This is a genomic window from Curtobacterium sp. PhB115, from assembly GCF_003752025.1.
Classification (GTDB): Bacteria; Actinomycetota; Actinomycetes; order Actinomycetales; family Microbacteriaceae; genus Curtobacterium.
In genome coordinates this window covers 34,537-50,590 of the sequence record NZ_RJKR01000013.1, presented here as the reverse complement: position 1 = coordinate 50,590, position 16,054 = coordinate 34,537, and the positions used below count along the sequence as shown (strand labels likewise).

20 protein-coding genes are annotated in these 16,054 nt (G+C 71.8%); 8 read left to right on the top strand and 12 right to left on the bottom strand.

From position 1 onward, the window contains the following. Positions 1–149 precede the first annotated feature (149 nt). Complete coding sequence (locus EDF19_RS18035; protein WP_123682239.1) at positions 150–785, top strand: hypothetical protein; 636 nt, start codon at positions 150–152, stop codon at positions 783–785. A gap of 24 nt (positions 786–809) precedes the next feature. Here the strand turns inward: EDF19_RS18035 and EDF19_RS18030 are convergent, their stop codons facing one another. Together EDF19_RS18030 and EDF19_RS18025 are read right to left on the bottom strand one after the other, a co-directional pair. Further along, complete coding sequence (locus EDF19_RS18030; RefSeq protein WP_123682238.1) at positions 810–2,045, bottom strand: hypothetical protein; 1,236 nt, start codon at positions 2,043–2,045, stop codon at positions 810–812. Between the two features lie 209 nt (positions 2,046–2,254). After that, entirely contained in the window at positions 2,255–3,217 is a 963-nt protein-coding gene (locus EDF19_RS18025) for an SDR family oxidoreductase (RefSeq protein ID WP_123682237.1), read from the bottom strand. 75 nt (positions 3,218–3,292) lie between these two features. Between EDF19_RS18025 and EDF19_RS18020 the strand changes: the two genes are divergently transcribed. Further along, positions 3,293–3,556 carry a hypothetical protein gene (locus tag EDF19_RS18020; protein ID WP_123682236.1) on the top strand — a complete coding sequence of 88 codons (264 nt, stop codon included), beginning with the start codon at positions 3,293–3,295 and terminating at the stop codon, positions 3,554–3,556. A gap of 57 nt (positions 3,557–3,613) precedes the next feature. Here the strand turns inward: EDF19_RS18020 and EDF19_RS18015 are convergent, their stop codons facing one another. Continuing rightward, positions 3,614–3,832 (bottom strand): hypothetical protein, encoded by a 219-nt coding sequence (locus tag EDF19_RS18015; protein WP_123682235.1) that lies wholly within the window; start codon positions 3,830–3,832, stop codon positions 3,614–3,616. A gap of 37 nt (positions 3,833–3,869) precedes the next feature. Further along, positions 3,870–4,205, bottom strand: coding sequence for a DUF3140 domain-containing protein (locus EDF19_RS18010; RefSeq protein WP_123682234.1), 336 nt, complete (start codon positions 4,203–4,205; stop codon positions 3,870–3,872). Positions 4,206–4,329: 124 nt separating this feature from the next. Between EDF19_RS18010 and EDF19_RS18005 the strand changes: the two genes are divergently transcribed. From EDF19_RS18005 to EDF19_RS17995, 3 genes are all read left to right on the top strand, one after another. Next, the gene (locus tag EDF19_RS18005; RefSeq protein WP_123682233.1) at positions 4,330–5,559 is read left to right on the top strand and encodes a zinc-dependent alcohol dehydrogenase; all 1,230 of its coding nucleotides are present in this window, start codon (positions 4,330–4,332) and stop codon (positions 5,557–5,559) included. 11 nt (positions 5,560–5,570) lie between these two features. Beyond that, a complete protein-coding gene (locus tag EDF19_RS18000) occupies positions 5,571–6,470 on the top strand; it encodes an SDR family oxidoreductase (protein WP_123682232.1) in 900 nt (299 codons plus the stop codon). A gap of 138 nt (positions 6,471–6,608) precedes the next feature. Further along, entirely contained in the window at positions 6,609–7,568 is a 960-nt protein-coding gene (locus EDF19_RS17995; RefSeq protein ID WP_123682231.1) for an isoprenylcysteine carboxylmethyltransferase family protein, read from the top strand. Here EDF19_RS17995 and EDF19_RS17990 read toward each other — a convergent pair. After that, positions 7,549–7,965, bottom strand: coding sequence for a VOC family protein (locus EDF19_RS17990; protein ID WP_123682230.1), 417 nt, complete (start codon positions 7,963–7,965; stop codon positions 7,549–7,551). The two genes, EDF19_RS17995 and EDF19_RS17990, sit on opposite strands and share 20 nt — an antisense overlap. 63 nt (positions 7,966–8,028) lie before the next feature. Then, the gene (locus EDF19_RS17985) at positions 8,029–8,964 is read right to left on the bottom strand and encodes an AraC family transcriptional regulator (protein WP_260217377.1); all 936 of its coding nucleotides are present in this window, start codon (positions 8,962–8,964) and stop codon (positions 8,029–8,031) included. Between the two features lie 116 nt (positions 8,965–9,080). Between EDF19_RS17985 and EDF19_RS17980 the strand changes: the two genes are divergently transcribed. After that, entirely contained in the window at positions 9,081–9,419 is a 339-nt protein-coding gene (locus EDF19_RS17980; RefSeq protein ID WP_123682228.1) for a hypothetical protein, read from the top strand. 24 nt (positions 9,420–9,443) lie between these two features. On the opposite strand, the gene EDF19_RS17975 is transcribed toward EDF19_RS17980, so the two are convergent. Further along, positions 9,444–9,758 (bottom strand): hypothetical protein, encoded by a 315-nt coding sequence (locus EDF19_RS17975; RefSeq protein WP_123682227.1) that lies wholly within the window; start codon positions 9,756–9,758, stop codon positions 9,444–9,446. A 391-nt stretch (positions 9,759–10,149) separates the two neighbouring features. Here EDF19_RS17975 and EDF19_RS17970 point away from each other — a divergent pair, with 391 nt between their 5' ends. Further along, positions 10,150–11,346 (top strand): ScyD/ScyE family protein, encoded by a 1,197-nt coding sequence (locus EDF19_RS17970; RefSeq protein WP_185022936.1) that lies wholly within the window; start codon positions 10,150–10,152, stop codon positions 11,344–11,346. A gap of 85 nt (positions 11,347–11,431) precedes the next feature. Here EDF19_RS17970 and EDF19_RS17965 read toward each other — a convergent pair whose 3' ends face one another. From EDF19_RS17965 to EDF19_RS17945, 5 genes are all read right to left on the bottom strand, one after another. Continuing rightward, the gene (locus EDF19_RS17965; RefSeq protein WP_123682225.1) at positions 11,432–12,028 is read right to left on the bottom strand and encodes a DoxX family protein; all 597 of its coding nucleotides are present in this window, start codon (positions 12,026–12,028) and stop codon (positions 11,432–11,434) included. 59 nt (positions 12,029–12,087) lie between these two features. Further along, positions 12,088–12,720, bottom strand: coding sequence for a GNAT family N-acetyltransferase (locus EDF19_RS17960; protein WP_123682374.1), 633 nt, complete (start codon positions 12,718–12,720; stop codon positions 12,088–12,090). A 163-nt stretch (positions 12,721–12,883) separates the two neighbouring features. Continuing rightward, positions 12,884–14,179: an RNA polymerase sigma factor gene (locus EDF19_RS17955; RefSeq protein ID WP_123682224.1), complete on the bottom strand. Its 1,296-nt coding sequence runs from the start codon at positions 14,177–14,179 to the stop codon at positions 12,884–12,886. Continuing rightward, the gene (locus EDF19_RS17950; RefSeq protein WP_123682223.1) at positions 14,157–14,576 is read right to left on the bottom strand and encodes a YciI family protein; all 420 of its coding nucleotides are present in this window, start codon (positions 14,574–14,576) and stop codon (positions 14,157–14,159) included. The genes EDF19_RS17955 and EDF19_RS17950 overlap by 23 nt, the downstream gene beginning before the upstream one ends. Before the next feature lie 126 nt (positions 14,577–14,702). Further along, positions 14,703–15,251, bottom strand: coding sequence for a TetR/AcrR family transcriptional regulator (locus EDF19_RS17945; protein ID WP_123682222.1), 549 nt, complete (start codon positions 15,249–15,251; stop codon positions 14,703–14,705). Between the two features lie 53 nt (positions 15,252–15,304). On the opposite strand from EDF19_RS17945, the gene EDF19_RS17940 reads away from it, so the two are divergent. Further along, the gene (locus EDF19_RS17940) at positions 15,305–16,018 is read left to right on the top strand and encodes an MBL fold metallo-hydrolase (RefSeq protein ID WP_123682221.1); all 714 of its coding nucleotides are present in this window, start codon (positions 15,305–15,307) and stop codon (positions 16,016–16,018) included. Positions 16,019–16,054: the final 36 nt, after the last annotated feature.

The window sequence follows — 16,054 nt, the reverse complement described above, 5'->3', positions numbered from 1 at the left end:
CGCGTGTCGCTCGTGCAACGTGCGAGGTTCCGCGCACAGTGCGGCCCGCGCGGCACGTCACGGGGGTGGGAACCTCGCACACTGCGGACTGGAGGCGCGGTGCGACCTGGCACCGTGCCTCCAGGCCGCCACGCGGTAGCGTGCACAGCGTGGGGAACAGGGTCACGTGCGTCGTCCGGTCCGCGACGGAGCCGGCAGAGGGCGTCGCGCCCGCGGCCGCCGGCGACGACGCCGGCACCACCGTCACGGGGCTCTGGGAGGTCCAGTACCTCCTGCCGTTCTGCTGGGCCGGGTTCGTGCCTGCGGCGTTCTGGACCGCGCACGGCGCCCGCCTGACCGAGGCGATGGCCGAGGGTGCAGCACCGGAGCCGCCGGTCACCGACATCGTCGTGGCGTGGTCCGTCGCCGAACAGGCCTACGCCAGCAGGCTCGACGGCATCGTCGCGGCCGTCCCCGAGCTCGAGGAGCCCGCTCGCCGCTTCCTGGAGGACGTCCGGTCGGTCGCCGATCGGACGGAGCACCCGGTGGTGCACCTCTGCCTGGACGAGCTCGTCGAGATGAGCTGGGACGAGGACGACCTCGGCCGGTACGTGACCGACGTGGTCCGTGAGGCCGGGCTCTGGGACGACCCGACGGGCGAGCCGCACGGCGAACTCACGGACCTGCCCACGGCGCTGGCGTCGGCGGAACCGGACCGGTCGTTCCTGCTCGGCGGCGAGTGGACCCACGGCGGGTCGGCTGCGCCACGAGCCCGTCCCCCGGCGCTCCCGAGGCCCGTCGAGTGACGACGGTCCTGGGATGCTGCGTCGTCACGAGGACTGCCAGAGCACCGCGGCGCGGAAGCCGTCGCTGAAGACGTAGGCCCGTCCGCCGTCGCCGAAGTCGAACCCGAGGGGTCCTGGCTCGATCGACGCGACGAACTCCAGACCGTCGGGCGTCTCGTCGTCCTGGATCCACTCCGGGCGCCCGCCGTACTGGCCCGCGACCGTGATCCCGGCGGCCGTCGCAGCGTCGACCACGCGGTCGGGCTCCTCGTCGTCCGCGACGACGCCGACCCCCGCGAGTCCGAGCAGCATCGAGTCCCGGAGCAGGGGCGGCCACACCGGGTCCGAGTCGTCCGGGTCGCCGTGCGGTGACACCGGGGAGCCGGCCTGCCGCAACGCGCGACCGGTGAACACGAACGCCGCGTTGGCTCCGCGGTCCGGCTCCCACGACGCGCACGTTCCCGGGTCGAACTGGCAGACGAAGACGCTGACGAGGGTGCCACGGTGCTCGACCTGTGCCGTGAACTGCATCGGCTCGTCGTGCTCGGCGCACAGCGGCCACTCCCACCCCTCGGGCACGGCCGGGGCTCCGCCGATGCGCGACGCGGTGACCGGAGCCGGCGAGTCCGAGCGGTACGCGCCGAGGACGAGCGTGCCGGCGTCCTGGCCGGCCGTGTCCACGTCCGCCGGGACGTGCCGGAGCCGGCGCGGTCGTTCCGTGCTCCGATCCGGCACGTCGGGAGCGACCGCCACGACCGAGAGGACCGTCCGCTCGGGCCGCCCCGTCCGCTCGGCGACGAGCACGCGATCCGCGGCCGGCGCGACGAGCGGCAGCTCCCAGCGCAGGAGCGGCCAGTCGGGTAGTCCGCGTTCGCCCGTCCCCGGGTCCGGACCGTTGTCCTGGGAGCGGAGCATCCACACGACCCCGGCGCGGTCCGGTTCCGGGAACCCGGCCTGCTCGGCTGCGGCGACGACGCGGGCAGCGGCACGACGGAACGGCGCGAGCCGACCGATCCCGGCCCGACGGAGCACCACGGCGTGGATGCCGTGCAGGACCAGCAACGGCGGGAGTGTCCACGCGAGTCCGATCCAGAACGACACGGCGACGTCGCGGTACCGGAACGCGTTCTCGTACACGGACACGACCAGGAACACGACGAACAGGACGATCCACGCGGTGACGAGGATGGTGGTCCAGTGGCTCCGCGAGGCGGTCGAGCGGGCCCGCGCAGCGTCCTCGGTGTCGACCTCGACCCGTGCCCCGTTTCGGCCGTCGGCCATCTGCTCCCCCACATCCGCAGGCGCCCCACGCGCCGCACCGAAATGCTACCGGTCGCGCGGAGCCGAGCGCATCGATCAACCGCAGTGTGCGAGGATCCGCGCGCTGTGCGGCGCACGCGGCCTGTCACGGGGGTGGGAACCTCGCACACTGCGGACGGGAGGCGCGGTGCCAGCTGACACCGCGCCTCCCGTCCGTCATCCGGGTGGGTCTACCGACGCGAGCGGCCGAGCACGACCGCGGCACCCGCCGCGGCGATGCCGAGCCACACGAGCGGGCGCGTGACGCGCCGTCGCTTCGCGACCCAGCCGCCGTTCGTCGCGTTCGCGGCGTCGGCGGGCGCGTAGAGGTTGCCGTCGGTCGGCGCGCCCCTGCCCCGCAGTGCGAAGGTCTCCACCATCGGCTTCGTGATCTTGTGGAAGAGACCGGGGAACACGTACTGCAACGGCACGAGCGATGCCTGGATGCGTCCGACGAAGCGGTAGCGCTTCGGGTGCGTCGCGGCCCGGACCACGGCACGTCCAGCACGCTCGACGGAGACCGTCGGCGGCAGCGGGTGCGAGGTCTTGCCGGTGTAGTTGGCACCGTTCTGGTAGATCGGGGTGTCGATCGTCGACGGCAGCAGCGCGGTGAAACGGATCCCGGTGCCGGCGAACTCGTCACCGAGGACGTCGATCAAGCCGAGCGCCGCGTGCTTGCTCGTCACGTACGCCGACTGGTACGGCGCCGAGAGCAGGGACTGGATCGACCCGACGAGCACGTACGTGCCCTTCCCACGCTGCTTCCAGTGCGGCAGCAGGTGCGTGACGGCGTTGAGGTGCCCGTACAGGTTCGTGTCGACGACGCGCTTGAACGCGTCGGTGGGGGTCTGCTCGAACAGGCCGTAGACGAACAGCGCGGCGTTCCCGACGAAGACGTCGATGCGACCGAAGCGGCTCGTCACCGTGCCGATCAGGTCCTTGACCTGGTGCTCGTCGGCGACGTCGGTCGGGATCGCGACCGCCTCGACGCCGAGCTGCCGGCACTCGGCGGCTGCTGCCTCCAGGCTGTCGTGCCCGCGCGCGGCGAGCACGAGCGTCGCGCCCTGCCGGGCGAACTCGTGCGCCGCGGCCCTCCCGATGCCGCTCGATGCTCCGGTGACGACGACGATCTTCCCGCGGTACCGATGTCCCATGCGTCCTTGGTACGCGCCGCTGGTCCGTTCCCGCACAGCCGGGCCGTACCCCTCGACCCGGTGCGAAGATGGAGCATGCGCAAGGACGACCTCACCGTCGACGAGGCCACGGTCATCGCCGAACACGCCCGGTCCGGTGCCCTCGAGCTCGACGACCCCGAGGTCCGCAAGGTCGTCGAGCAGGCGAACCGGGTGCTGGTGCGCGCACAGATGTGGGGCGAGGAACGGAGCCCGAAGCTGCGTCGGCGCCGCCGGTTCATCGCGGTCGGCGCCCTCGTGATGGTGCTCGTCTGGGTGGCGGGGCTGCTCGTCCCGCTCGCGTTCCGGTTCGCCGAGTAGCTCCGAGCCAGCGCGCTCGGCTCAGCTCGGCTCAGCGCGCTCGGGCCGCGGCGATCGTCAGGGACGGTCGCGGGCGCTCCGCGCGACGAGCCAGAGGTACGTGCTGTGGCCGACGAGTGCGAGGCCGAAGAAGATCGCGGCGACGGCGTAGACCCGGTCGAGCTTCCCCTGCCCGATGACCAGCATCACGATGCAGAAGACCACGGCGATCGCGAGCACGCCGACCTGCACCGTCGACCAGATCCGTCGGAAGCGCGGCATGCCCGTCTCGTTCACGAGTCCATTCTGCCTGACCGGCGGCCGCCGACGAACGTCAGCGCTTCTCGGGGTCGTGGCCCCAGTTCATCAGCGAGTACCGCCACGGGGTGTCGTGTACGTCACCGTGCGGGCGCTGCTTCGAGTGCCGGGAGACGTACCCGACGACCTTCCGCATGTGGGTGTAGTCGTCGTCGGTGAAGTCGGCCTGCTCCTTGCCGAGGATCCGGACGATGTGCCGACCGCTCTCGTGGCCGGTCGACTCGGTCGCCCCGCCCGACTTCTGCCCGACGCTCTTCGACTCGTCGGTGTCGAGCCACTTGCGGAGCTCCGAGGCGGTCATGTTCACCGCGTCGTCGAAGTCGGCCCGGGTCTGCTGGTCGTCGTCGCTCATGGGGACGAGACAACCCGTCTCGGCCTGGACGGTCGCGCAGAGCGGATCACCTCTGCGCCGGTCCAGCGCGCCCGGAGTTCGGTGGTTGCTGGTACCCGTCACACGAGAAGGAAGAGGCGACAGCATGCGCGCAGTGGTCTGGCACGGCATCGGCGACATCCGGCTGGAGGACGTCCCACAGCCGACGATCCAGGACCCGGAGGACGCGATCGTCCGGATCACCCGCAGCGCGATCTGCGGAACCGACCTGCACTTCGTCCGCGGCACCATGGCGCCGATGGAAGAGGGCACCATCCTCGGGCACGAAGCCGTCGGCGTCGTCACCGAGGTCGGCGACGCGGTCCGCGGCTTCAGCCCCGGCGACCGCGTCGTCATCAACTCGACCGTGTCGTGCGGCGCCTGCCGGTACTGCCGGATGGGCAAGACCGCGCAGTGCGACCGCTCGAACAGCAACGGTCCGCAGGCCGGTACCGCGTTCTTCGGTGGACCGGCGTCGACCGGTCCGGTGAACGGGATGCAAGCCGAGTACGTCCGGGTCCCCTGGGCCCGGAACACCATGCACCCGCTGCCCGACACGGTCTCGGACGAGCAGGCGATCCTGCTGTCCGACATCTTCCCGACCGGCTGGTTCGGCGCCGAACTCGCCGGGGTCACCCGCGGGGACGTCGTCGTCGTGTTCGGCGCCGGCATCGTCGGACAGTTCGCGGCAGCCTCCGCGTACAAGCAGGGCGCAGCACGCGTGATCGTCGTCGACGGCGAGGAGACCCGCCTGGCCGCGGCGCTCGCCCAGCACTGCGAGGTCGTCGACTACAACGCCGAGGACCCCGTCGAGGCGATCATGTCGCTGACCGACGGCATCGGTGCGGACTGCGTGATCGACGCCGTCGGGGTGGACGCGGAGCGACCCAAGCGCGGGCCGGCGGCGGTCGACGCCGACCAGGCCGCGGCGTTCGACGCGGAGGTCGCCGCCGTCGCACCCGACGCCTCGCCCGACGGGTTCGGCGAGGCGCAGCAGTGGAAGCCCGGCGACGGCCCCTCGCAGGCGGCCCGCTGGGCGGTGGCGAGCGTCGCGAAGTACGGCCGCATCGGCATCATCGGCGTCTACGGACCGACCGCCGAGCACTACCCGATCGGCGAGGCGATGCTCAAGAACCTCACCATCCGGATGGGGAACTGCGACCACCACTCGGTCACGCCGCCCCTCATCGACATGGTGGCTGCCGGGCAGTTCGACCCCACCGCACTCATCACCGAGCACGAGCCGATCGCCTCGGCGATCGAGGCCTACGAAGCCTTCGACCGGCGCGAGCCGGGCTGGGTGAAGGTCGAGCTGACCCCGACCGCGACCGTCTAGGAGGACACCGCATGCCCATCGACCAGTACGAACACGGCGACCCCCGCACTCGCTACCCCGATGTCCAGCCGAAGCCGCAGACGCAAGCCGAGCCGGGCCTCCAGTCCGAGATGGACCCGATCCCGGACCTGGGCGAGACGACGTACCGGGGCACCGGCCGGCTCGCCGGCCGCAAGGCCCTGATCACCGGCGCCGACTCGGGGATCGGCGGTGCCGTCGCGATCGCGTTCGCGCGCGAAGGCGCCGACGTCGCCCTCGCCTACCTGCCCGAGGAGCAGTCCGACGCCGACCACGTGATCGAGCAGATCCGTGCCGCCGGGCGCACCGCGGTGGCGATCCCCGGCGACCTGCGCGACAAGGCGTACGCGCAGGAACTCGTCGACCAGGCCGTCGCCGGACTCGGCGGCGTCGACGCGCTCGTCAGCGTCGCCGGCAAGCAGCGGTGGCAACCCGACGTGCTCGAGCTCACCGACGACCAGTTCGAGGCGACGTTCGACGTGAACGTCTTCGGGTTGTTCCGGCTCGTGCGGGCAGCGCTGCCGCACCTCGAGCCGGGGTCGACGATCACCACGACGGCTTCGATGGAGGCGTACCAGCCCGCCCCCGACCGGCTCGACTACGCGGCGTCGAAGGGTGCGATCAACAACCTGTCGAAGGGGTTGTCGCAGGCCCTCATCGAGCGCGGGATCCGCGTCAACATCGTCGCGCCGGGGCCGACCTGGACGGTGCTGCAGCCGAGCGGTGGCGTGGACCCGTCGACGCTGCCGGAGTTCGGCAGCAGCGAGTCGCCGATGGGGCGTGCGGCGCAGCCGGCCGAGCTGGCGCCCGCGTACGTGTTCCTGGCGTCGCAGGAGTCGAGCTACGTCGCCGGCGAGACCCTCAACGTGAACGGCGGCATGGTCACGCCGTGAGGCGCGGGCGGCGCGGAGGCCGCCGCGCGCCGCGCCGCGCCGCGCCGCGCGCCGCGCTTCGTGAGCAGAAATGGTGGAGTGGCGCGTGGCGTCCCGACCATTCCTGCTCACGAAGTGCCGCACTGCTAGCGTGCTGCCGTGTCCCGGGGCCGGCTGTACTTCGCACTGCAGGCACTCGGCGGCGCCGTCTGGTGGATCGCCGTCGCGACCGTGCCCGGCGTGCGGACACTGACCCTCGGCTCGCTCGACCCCGTCACCGTTGCGGCGTTCGACGTCCCGCTCTTCGTCGTCGCGTCCGCCGTCGCCGCCCTGTCCCCCGCGCGGATCGGCCGGGTCGCGGCGGTCGTCGCCACCATCTGGACCGCCGTCGTCCTGGTCGCACTCGCCGTCTGGGCGACCGTCACCACCGAGGCCGGGTGGGGCGTCGTCGTGATGACCGTGGCGACGGTCGGGTCGGGGCTGGCTCTCGCGCTCGTCCTGCTCGGCCGGGTGCCGACCGAGTTGCTCACCTCCGGTCCGCTGCGGTTCCGCACCGCCGACCCCGGGGCCGCCCGATCGCGGCACGTCCTCGCGACCGTCGGGCAGATCGTCGTGTTCTGGGGCCTGTTCCTCGGGGTGTTCCCGGTGGTCATCGCGTTCGCCGAGCACCGCTGGCGGCTGCACCCGACGCTGCCTGGTCCGATCGCCGTCACCCTGGTCGTCGTCGGCCTGGTGGTGCTCGTGGCCGCCAGCGCGCTCGGCATCGCGTCGGCGGCCGCGATGTCGACGAAGGGTGCCGGGACCCCGCTGCCCTCCGCAAGCGCCAACCGCCTGGTGGTCGCCGGCCCGTACCGGTCGGTGCGGAACCCGATGGCACTCGCAGGGATCGCCCAGGGCGTCGCCGTCGGGCTGCTCCTCGGGTCGTGGATGGTCGTCGTCTACGCGCTCGTGGGCTCGATCGTCTGGAACTGCGTCGTCCGGCCGCTCGAGGAGGCCGACCTGGAGCGCCGGTTCGGCGACGACTTCCGGCGCTACGCGGACGCGGTGCGGTGCTGGGTTCCGCGGTGGCCGATCGCCGCCTCGGTGCGAGGTGTCGCCGTCAGGACGCCGTCCCGCTGATGTTCACCAGCCAGGACACCCGGTACCGGTCGGTGAGCATCCCGAACGTGTCGCCCCACGGCGCCGTCGTGAGCGGCTCGATGATCGTCGCACCGTCCGCCAGCCCGTTCCAGTAACGGGTGAGGGCTTCCTCGTCGTCACCGCTGAGCGAGAGCGAGATGGTGCTCTCCGACGGCGTCGTCATGCCCGTCGGCGCGTCCGACGCCATGAGCAGCAGGCCGTTCTCGCCCTCGAGCTGCCCGTGCATGACCTTGTCGGCGTCGGCCGGGTCCTGGCTCATGCCGGCTTCACCGAAGGTGCCGACGGTGAGGTCACCGTGGAACACCGAGTGGTAGAACTCGAGGGCTTCGCGAGCCCCGGAACGGAAACCGAGGTACGGGTTCAGACGCACGGACATGGTGGACTCCCTCGTGAGCGCGGGCGCCGTCGCCCGCGGTGCGCTCATCCTCGCAGACGCCGATCACTCCCGCGCGGTCTGCCAGGTCTGCCGTGGCAGCTCGCCGAACTCCTTGCGGTAGCTGCCGGCGAACCGCCCGAGGTGCGCGAACCCGGCGTCCCGTGCGATCTCCGCGACACTGCGGTCGTCGCCGGACTGCAGTTGTTCGCGCGCCAGCAGGAGCCGGATCCACCGGAGGTACATCGTCGGCGTGATCCCGTGGTGCCGCTGGAACGCTGCCTGCAGCCCACGGACGCTCAGCCCGGAGGCCTCGGCGACGTCGTCGACGGTGATCTGCTCGGTCGCGTGCTCGAGCAGGAACGCCTCGGCCCGGGCGAACCGCGCCGTCGACGCGAGCGGCTGCTCGTGCTGCCCGACCGGCCAGTGCGGGATCGCGGTCAGCAGGCCCGCAGCGGCGAAGCGGGTGAGTTCCCGCTCCTGCGCCGCCGACACCTCGGACGGCCCGCGCAGGACGTGTTCGGCGACGGATCGCACCATCAGCCACCAGGCGGCGAGCTCGGGACCCTCCGGCACGTGCCGGGGCCGGAACTCGAGCGGGCCCGGAGCCCAGTCGCCGCGCTCGGCGGCGACCTGCTCCACCGTCTCGCGGTCGATGCGCAGGGCGTCCTGCTGGAAGTCGGCCCACCGGATCCGCTGCGGGTCCTGGCGGTAGAGAAGTGGACGGCCGATCTTCACGGGGTCGTCGTCGACGTGCCCGACCCCGGACTTCATCCAGACGATCAGCATCGAGGACCCGGGCTGCACCGCACCGCTGACGACCCCGGCGCAGCTCGTCGACTCGAGGCAGAGCAGTTCACTGCCGCGCACCCGCTCCTCGAACAGGAACTCCGCCCCGGAGCGTTCGACGGTCAGTCCGTCCGTGACGTGGGTCGTCGACAACGCGTCCGCAGCCTCGGCGGGCTCACGGGTCCTGATCTCCCGCTGCGTGCGGTGCATCATCTCGGGCACGTGTTGATCCTTGCGACATGTGGGCATCCGCGCAACGAGCCGTCGGCGGGTTTCCTGGAACACGGCCAGCCCGCGACCGTTTGACTGGTGTGCGGGAGGAAGAACCGATGAAGCACATCCAGTACGACGGGTCGACGATCCTGACGAGCGACGACATCGCCGACGCCGTGATCGAGTACGCGGCCGCACTCGCCGGAGGGGACCGCGCGGACACCGTGGCGATCCCGGCGGTCGCACAGGACGGCACCATGACGACCACGAAGATCCTGATCGGACCGTCGAGCGAGATCGTCATCGAGGACGCGGACGAGGACGAGCTCGAGGTCGAGAACGGCGAGTTCGTGGCTCGGCTGCGCGCCGCTGCGGAGACCTTCGGTCACAGCAAGCCGATCCACGCCGACACGCGGTCCGACCTCACCCCGGGGAACGACGACGTGAAGAGCTGACCGGCGCACACGGCTGCCCGGCCCTCAGCGGCCGAAGTCGGGTGGGTACGCGCTCGCGTCGACGGCGAGCACGGCCTCGGTGCGTCGTCCGATCTCGCGCAGGAACGCTGCGTCCTCGGGTTCGAGTTCGTCGTCGGGTGCCGGTTCGAGCGCCACGGCGATGGACGGTGCGAGCAGCAGGTCGACGACGCTCGCCGTGCCGAACACGTCGGCGGTCGGCACCGACACCACGTCGCTCAACCGACTCTGGTGGAGCGCTGCGGCGTACCGGATGACCGCGTCGGCGATCTCGTCGCTCGTCAGGACACGCACGGTCCCTGCGTAGTTGACGTACTTCACGAACGGCTCCCTCTCGAAGAGAGCAACCGCTGCGGTAACGGGTCCCTGATCCCCCCGGACTGTAGCCCGTCGCCGATGTGCGTGCGCACATCGATCCGACCCCATGACGGACTGGAGGCGCGGTGCCGGCCCGCCCCGCGCCTCCAGGCCGTCGTCCACTCGCGATCCAGGACCATGCGGGTTTCCGCACGGATCGTGCGGCAAACCGCACGACCGGCCCAGCGAGGAATACCACTCATGGGGAAGTCATAGGTTGCAGCCGTCGACGGGGCTCTGCCGAGCCGGACGGGACCAGGCCACCACAGCGAAGCGGTGGGCCTCCCCGCGCCGCCGCCCGACCCGTGCCCGACCCTGTCGTTCCGCATCGGAACCCGACAGAAGGAACTCCCCCATGAAGAAAGCGCTGCTCCTCGGCGCCGTGACCGCGGCCGCCCTGGCGTCCGTCGTCATCGCTGCGCCAGCACAGGCCGGGGGTCGCCACGGCGACGCGCCGAGCCTGCGCTTCGGCTCCCCCACCACGCTCGCGAGCGGTCTCACCACGCCCCTGAGCCTCGACGTCGACTGGCACGGCAACGCCGTCCTGTCGCAGAACTTCATCGGCCAACTCGACCGCGTCAGCGCGGACGGGACCCGCACCACCCTGGCCACCGCCGCGCCCGGGCTCGAGATCGGCGCCGTGTCCTCTCGACGCGACACCGTCTACTACGCCCAGAACGACCAGCCGAACGGCGTCGCACTGCTGATGGCCCTCAGCTCCGGCAGCGGCCCACGGCAGCTCGCCGACCTGCACGCCTACGAAGCGTCACGGAACCCCGACCGGGTCAACCGCTACGGCTTCCGCGGACTGCCGGCAGCGTGCGCCGCACAGGTCGACCCCGCCGGACCCTCCGGTCCCGCCAGCTACCGCGGCGTCGTCGACTCCCACCCGTACGCCTCGCTCGCCCTCCGTGACGGGGTCTACGTCGCCGACGCCGGCGGCAACGACATCCTGCGCGTGGGCTACGACGGCCGCGTCTGGACCGTCGCCGTGCTCCCCGCGCAGCCGCCCGTGACCGTGACCGCGGCGCTCGCCGCGGAAGCCGGCCTGCCCGCGTGCTCGGTCGGTTACCGGTACTCGTTCGAGGCCGTCCCGACCGACGTCGAGAGCGGTCCCGACGGCGCCCTGTACGTGTCGACCCTGCCGGGAGGACCGGAGGACGCCAGCCTCGGTGCCCGCGGCAGCGTCTACCGGGTCACCCCGTGGAACGGCGCCGTGCAGCGGGTCGCGACCGGGTTCGTCGGGGCGACCGGCCTCGCCGTCGACCAGCGATCCGGCACCGTCCTCGTCGCCGAGCTCTTCGGCGGAGCAGCCGGGACCGGGCAGATCTCCGTGGTCTCGCCCTGGAGCGGGCGGGTGACCCAGCGGATCGCCGTGACGTCGCCGTCGGCGCTCGAGTTGCGGAACGGCGTCCTGTCCGGGCTCACCTCGGCGTTCGTGCCGGATGAGAACGGTGCACCGCAGGCGAACGGCCAGCTGACGCAGTGGACCGTGACCGACCGGGCCCACCACCACCGGTGGGGGGACGACGGCAAGCGCGCGGAGCAGTGATGGTGACCCCCTGAAGGACGGGAGGCACGGTGCGGGCCCGCACCGTGCCTCCCGTCTGTCCGGCCGTCAGCCCATCGAGCGGCGCTCACGCGCCGTTCGGGTCGGTCGAGCCCTGGGCCTCGGGGGTCTCCGCCTGCGAGTCCGGGGACGGTGCCGATGCGTCCGCCGCCAGGGCCTTCCGCCGCTGGACGACCTGCGCCGCGATCGCGACCGGGACCGCAGCGAGGGCGAGTGCCCGCAGCCACGGCCGGTCGAACACGTGCCGGGTGGCGTGGTCGAGCGAGACCGGACCCGGACCACCCAGCGCGAACATCGCCGCCGTGAAGCCGAGGGTCGCCGGGAACTCGAGCCCGCCGTCCGCGTTGAAGAAGCCGTTCGGGGTGTGCACGCTCGAGGCCACGCCCATCGTCGTCGCAGCGCCGGCCCCGGCGATCGGCGTCGCGAGGCCGAGGATCAGGCCGGCGCCGGAGCCGGCCTCCCCGAGGCCCGCGAGCACGGCGTTCCGTCGCGCCGGACGGAAGCCCATCGCGTGCATGCCCTGCGCGGTGCCCTCGATGCCGCCGCCGCCGAACGCGCCGAACAACTTCTGGGCGCCGTGCGAGACGAGCACCGCGCCGAGGGCGATGCGGAGCAGGGTCTTGGCGGTGACCGAGGCGGTGGTGGTGCCCGTGCTGGTGCTCATGCGGTTCTCCCGTTCGTCGATGTGCGGCAGACGGTACGCCCGAGCTCCCCGCCGGTCCGTCAGTCGCGTGCTGCTCGGTCGTGCGCTGCTCGGTCGTGCGCCCGCTGGGCGTCTTCCGGTGGGATGGTCTTCCGCATCACGGTCTTGCTCTTCCCGATGTGCCGCTCGAACGTGAAGCCCGCCTGTTCGAACATCGCCCGCGTGCCGTTGTGCAGGAACGACGACGACGTCCGTTTCCCCGCCGTGAGCTCGTTCGGGAACGAGACCACCTCGCCACCGCCGGCCAGCGCGATGAGCGCGAGCGCACCGTCGAGCGCTTCTCGTGCCACCCCCGAGCGCCGGTGGTCACGGTCGACGAAGAAGCACGTGATGCGCCACGGAGCCGGCCGGGTCTCGCCGGCGTCGTACTGCTTGCGGTGGTAGATGTTCGGCAGCTCGAGCGGACTGCCGTACTGGCACCAGGCGATCGCGGCGTCGCCGTCGAACACGAGGGCGGCGTGCGCGATCCCCTCGCCGACGAGCCGCTCCTTGAACTCCGGACCGCGGTGCTCGGCCTTGACGGTCTGCTCGGTGTCGCCGTGGAAGTACGAGCACCAGCACCCGCCCCACACCCCGTTGTGCTTCGCCGCGAGGGCCTGCCACGCCGGGAAGGTCTCCGCGCTGAGCGGCTTGACCTCGTGCGTCGTCGTCATGGGTTCACCGGCCCCGTCCGTCGGCGCCATCCTGCCACCGTCGGGGTGGTCGTGCGCGGGTGTCCTCGTGCGCGCGCGGTCTCGTGCGCGCGGTCTCGTGCGGCTCGGCGCGTTCGGTGAGCAGAAGATGTCGGGTCGGCGCACCGCACCCGACATCTTCTGCTCACTCGATGCGTGCTGCGCGTCCTGCCCCGCGAGCCGTACGTCGTGCGCTCGCGATCTTCTCGGTCAGGACGGCTCGCTCGGCGGCGTTCCCGCACAGCTCCGACGCGCGCTCCCACGCACCGATCGCATCCGGCATCCGGCCGAGGCGGAACAGGAGTTCCCCACGCACCGTGGGGACGAGGTGCGACGACCCGAGCTCGCCGCGGTCGGCGATCGCGTCCACCAGCGGCAGAGCCTCGGACGGACCCGACGCCATCGCGACCGCCACGGCACGGTTGAGCTCGACCACCGGCGAGGGCTGCAGACGCCCGAGCGCCTCGTAGAGGACCACGATGCGGCCCCAGTCGGTCTCCGCAACGGACGGCGCCACCGCGTGACACTCGGCGATGGACGCCTGGAGGCCGTAGGAGCCGAGCCCCCGGCCGGCGGCGACGGCGTGGGCGAGGGCAGCCCGGCCGCGGTGGATCGATGCCTGGTCCCACAGACGGCGGTCCTGGTCCTCGAGCAGCACGGCCTTGCCGTCGGCGTCGAGACGCGCGGGGAACCGAGCCGAGGTCAACTCGAGCAGCGCGAGCAGACCGAACACCTCCGGCTCAGGAGCCAGGGCGACCAACCCGCGGGCGAGACGTCGAGCCTCGGAGGCCAGATCCGTCCGGATCCACTCGGAGCCGCTCGAGGCCGAGGACCCTTCGGTGAAGATCAAGTACACCACCTGCAGCACCGAGCCGAGGCGCGCCGCGCGCTCTCCGGGTTCCGGAACGGCGAACGGCACCCGGGCGGCCGACAGCGTGTTCTTCGCACGAGTGATCCTGGCCTGCACGGTGGGCACCGGCACGAGGAACGCCTTCGCGATCTCGTCCGTCGTGAGCCCACCGACCACCCGCAGCGTGAGGGCGATGCGTGCCTCGTTCGAGAGCAGCGGATGGCACGACACGAACATCAGCGCGAGGACATCGTCGTCGATCGCGTCCGGGTCGAAGAGCGCATCGGGCCCCGGGGCCGCCTCGTCGAGGTCGCGAGCGAGCAACGCGTACCGCTCGTCCCGAGCGCCGCGCCGACGGAAGGTGTCGATCGCCCGTCGGCGACCGGTCGTCAGCAGCCATGCGGTCGGTGCGTCCGGCACCCCGTCGACCGCCCAGGAGACGAGCGCAGCCGCGACGGCCTCTTGCGCCAGGTCCTCGGCGAGCTCGAAGTCGCCGGTGTACCGGGCCAGGGCCGCGACGATCCGGGCGGACTCGATCCGCCAGACCGCCGCGACCGCGGCCCGCGCTTCAGAGTTGCCCGGTCTGCTCACGCCAGGCGCGCTCCTTCTGCACCCACTCGTTGTCCTGCGGGAACTCGTCGATCGACGGGATCCGCCGGATCTCCGCCTTGCTGCCGGCCGCCATCGGAGCACGTTTCACCCACTCCACGGCTTCCTGCACGGAGGCGACGTCGAGGATGTAGAAACCGTTGAAGAGCTCCTTCGTCTCACCGTAGGGACCGTCCGTCACCACCGGGGTCTCGCCCGTGAAGTCGACGACGACACCCTGTGACGGGTCGTCCAGCCCCTCGGCCGCGAGCAGCACGCCGGCGCGGATCAGCTCGTCGTTGAAACGGCCCATCGACTCGAGCATCTCGGTGAAGTCGGTGTTCATCATGGCCGCCATCGACTCGTCGGTCGCTCGCCAGATCAGCATGTACTTGGGCATGTCGGTTCTCCATCTCGTTCGATGTCATCCATCGGAAGGCCGCTGGTCGACCTTCTCACCCAGAGGACGAACGGCGCGAGCGGAAATCGACACGATGTGGAGAACCGATCAGGAACGCGGGAATCCTCACTGCTCGACGCGGGACACCGCAGCGACGATGCGGGTGACGCCGTAGTCCCACGCACGGTCAATCTCGCCGCCGAGGCGGAAGGCTCCGTTCAGCTCCATGCTGATGAACCCCGTCGCCCACGCCGTGAGCAGACGAGCGGCCTCGAGCGCGTCGGGCTCCCCCGCCAGCTCGGCGGCGACGCGGAGGATCGCCGCGCTCGACCCCGCCTGGACCGCGCGGTCGGCGATCGGTGTCCCCGCTCCCGGTGTCATCACGAGCCGAAAGGCCGCGGGCCGCTCCTTGCCGAACGCGCGGTACGCGTCGAGCAGGGCACGGGCGTCCCGTGCCGCATCCAACCGCACGGTCAGTTCGACGAGGGTCTGCTCGGCGACGAGCTGCACGAGCCGATCGCGGTTCTCGACCCGCTTGTACAGCGACGGAGCACGGACCCCCACCCGGACGGCGACGGCCTGCATGGTGACACCCGCGAGTCCGTCTGCTTCCTCGAGGAGGTCGCGAGCAGCAGTGATGATGGCCTCGAGCGTGGTGCGGTCCGGAGTGGGCATGATCCCAGTATAGCTATTGACCGTAGCCATGATGGCTATGTAACGTAGCCATCATGGAACTCGCCCCCTCCCTCCGCCGCATCGGCAGCGACATCGTCTCCGCTTACCTCGTCGACTCCCCCGACGGCGTCACCGTGATCGACGCGGGACTCCCCGGCCACTGGCGCGACCTCGTCGCCGAACTGCGCGCGATGGGACGCTCCCTCGACGACGTGCGCGGCGTGGTCCTCACCCACGGCGACTCCGACCACGTCGGCTTCGCGGAACGACTGCGCCGCGAGCACGGCGTCCCGGTCTACGTCCACGCAGCCGACGCCGAGCGCGCCAAGGGCGGCAAGAAGCCGTCCGGCGCGAAGCAGCGCATGCGGCTCGGGGCCCTGCTGGGCTTCGTCACGTACTCGTTGCGCAAGGGTGGGGCCCGACCGGTGTGGCTCCGCGAGGTCGTCGAGGTGCACGACGGCGACGTGCTCGACCTGCCCGGCGAACCGCACGTGATCGGGATGCCCGGGCACTCGCCGGGGAGCATCGCGGTCTGGGTCCCGGCGGTCGATGCCGTGTTCGTCGGCGACGGGCTCACCACACGGCACGTGCTGACCGGGGACGTCGGACCGGCACCGGCGCCGTTCACCGACGAGCCCGCGCAGGCGATCACCTCGCTGCGAGCACTGCTGCCGACCGGAGCCACGTGGGTACTGCCGGGCCACGGTGCCCCGTACCGCGACGGTGTCGCGGCCGCGGTGGCAGCGGTGGAGGCAGCCGCCCGCTGACCGGGGTCGCACCCGTTCCCGGGGGCTGACCAGCCG

Coding starts and splice junctions, on each gene's coding strand:
- EDF19_RS18030 (WP_123682238.1), bottom strand. CDS start 2,045: ATGGCCGACGGCCGAAACGGGGCACGGGTCGAGGTCGACACCGAGGAC.
- EDF19_RS18025 (WP_123682237.1), bottom strand. CDS start 3,217: ATGGGACATCGGTACCGCGGGAAGATCGTCGTCGTCACCGGAGCATCG.
- EDF19_RS18020 (WP_123682236.1), top strand. CDS start 3,293: ATGCGCAAGGACGACCTCACCGTCGACGAGGCCACGGTCATCGCCGAA.
- EDF19_RS18010 (WP_123682234.1), bottom strand. CDS start 4,205: ATGAGCGACGACGACCAGCAGACCCGGGCCGACTTCGACGACGCGGTG.
- EDF19_RS18005 (WP_123682233.1), top strand. CDS start 4,330: ATGCGCGCAGTGGTCTGGCACGGCATCGGCGACATCCGGCTGGAGGAC.
- EDF19_RS18000 (WP_123682232.1), top strand. CDS start 5,571: ATGCCCATCGACCAGTACGAACACGGCGACCCCCGCACTCGCTACCCC.
- EDF19_RS17990 (WP_123682230.1), bottom strand. CDS start 7,965: ATGTCCGTGCGTCTGAACCCGTACCTCGGTTTCCGTTCCGGGGCTCGC.
- EDF19_RS17985 (WP_260217377.1), bottom strand. CDS start 8,964: ATGATGCACCGCACGCAGCGGGAGATCAGGACCCGTGAGCCCGCCGAG.
- EDF19_RS17980 (WP_123682228.1), top strand. CDS start 9,081: ATGAAGCACATCCAGTACGACGGGTCGACGATCCTGACGAGCGACGAC.
- EDF19_RS17970 (WP_185022936.1), top strand. CDS start 10,150: ATGAAGAAAGCGCTGCTCCTCGGCGCCGTGACCGCGGCCGCCCTGGCG.
- EDF19_RS17965 (WP_123682225.1), bottom strand. CDS start 12,028: ATGAGCACCAGCACGGGCACCACCACCGCCTCGGTCACCGCCAAGACC.
- EDF19_RS17960 (WP_123682374.1), bottom strand. CDS start 12,720: ATGACGACGACGCACGAGGTCAAGCCGCTCAGCGCGGAGACCTTCCCG.
- EDF19_RS17950 (WP_123682223.1), bottom strand. CDS start 14,576: ATGCCCAAGTACATGCTGATCTGGCGAGCGACCGACGAGTCGATGGCG.
- EDF19_RS17945 (WP_123682222.1), bottom strand. CDS start 15,251: ATGCCCACTCCGGACCGCACCACGCTCGAGGCCATCATCACTGCTGCT.
- EDF19_RS17940 (WP_123682221.1), top strand. CDS start 15,305: ATGGAACTCGCCCCCTCCCTCCGCCGCATCGGCAGCGACATCGTCTCC.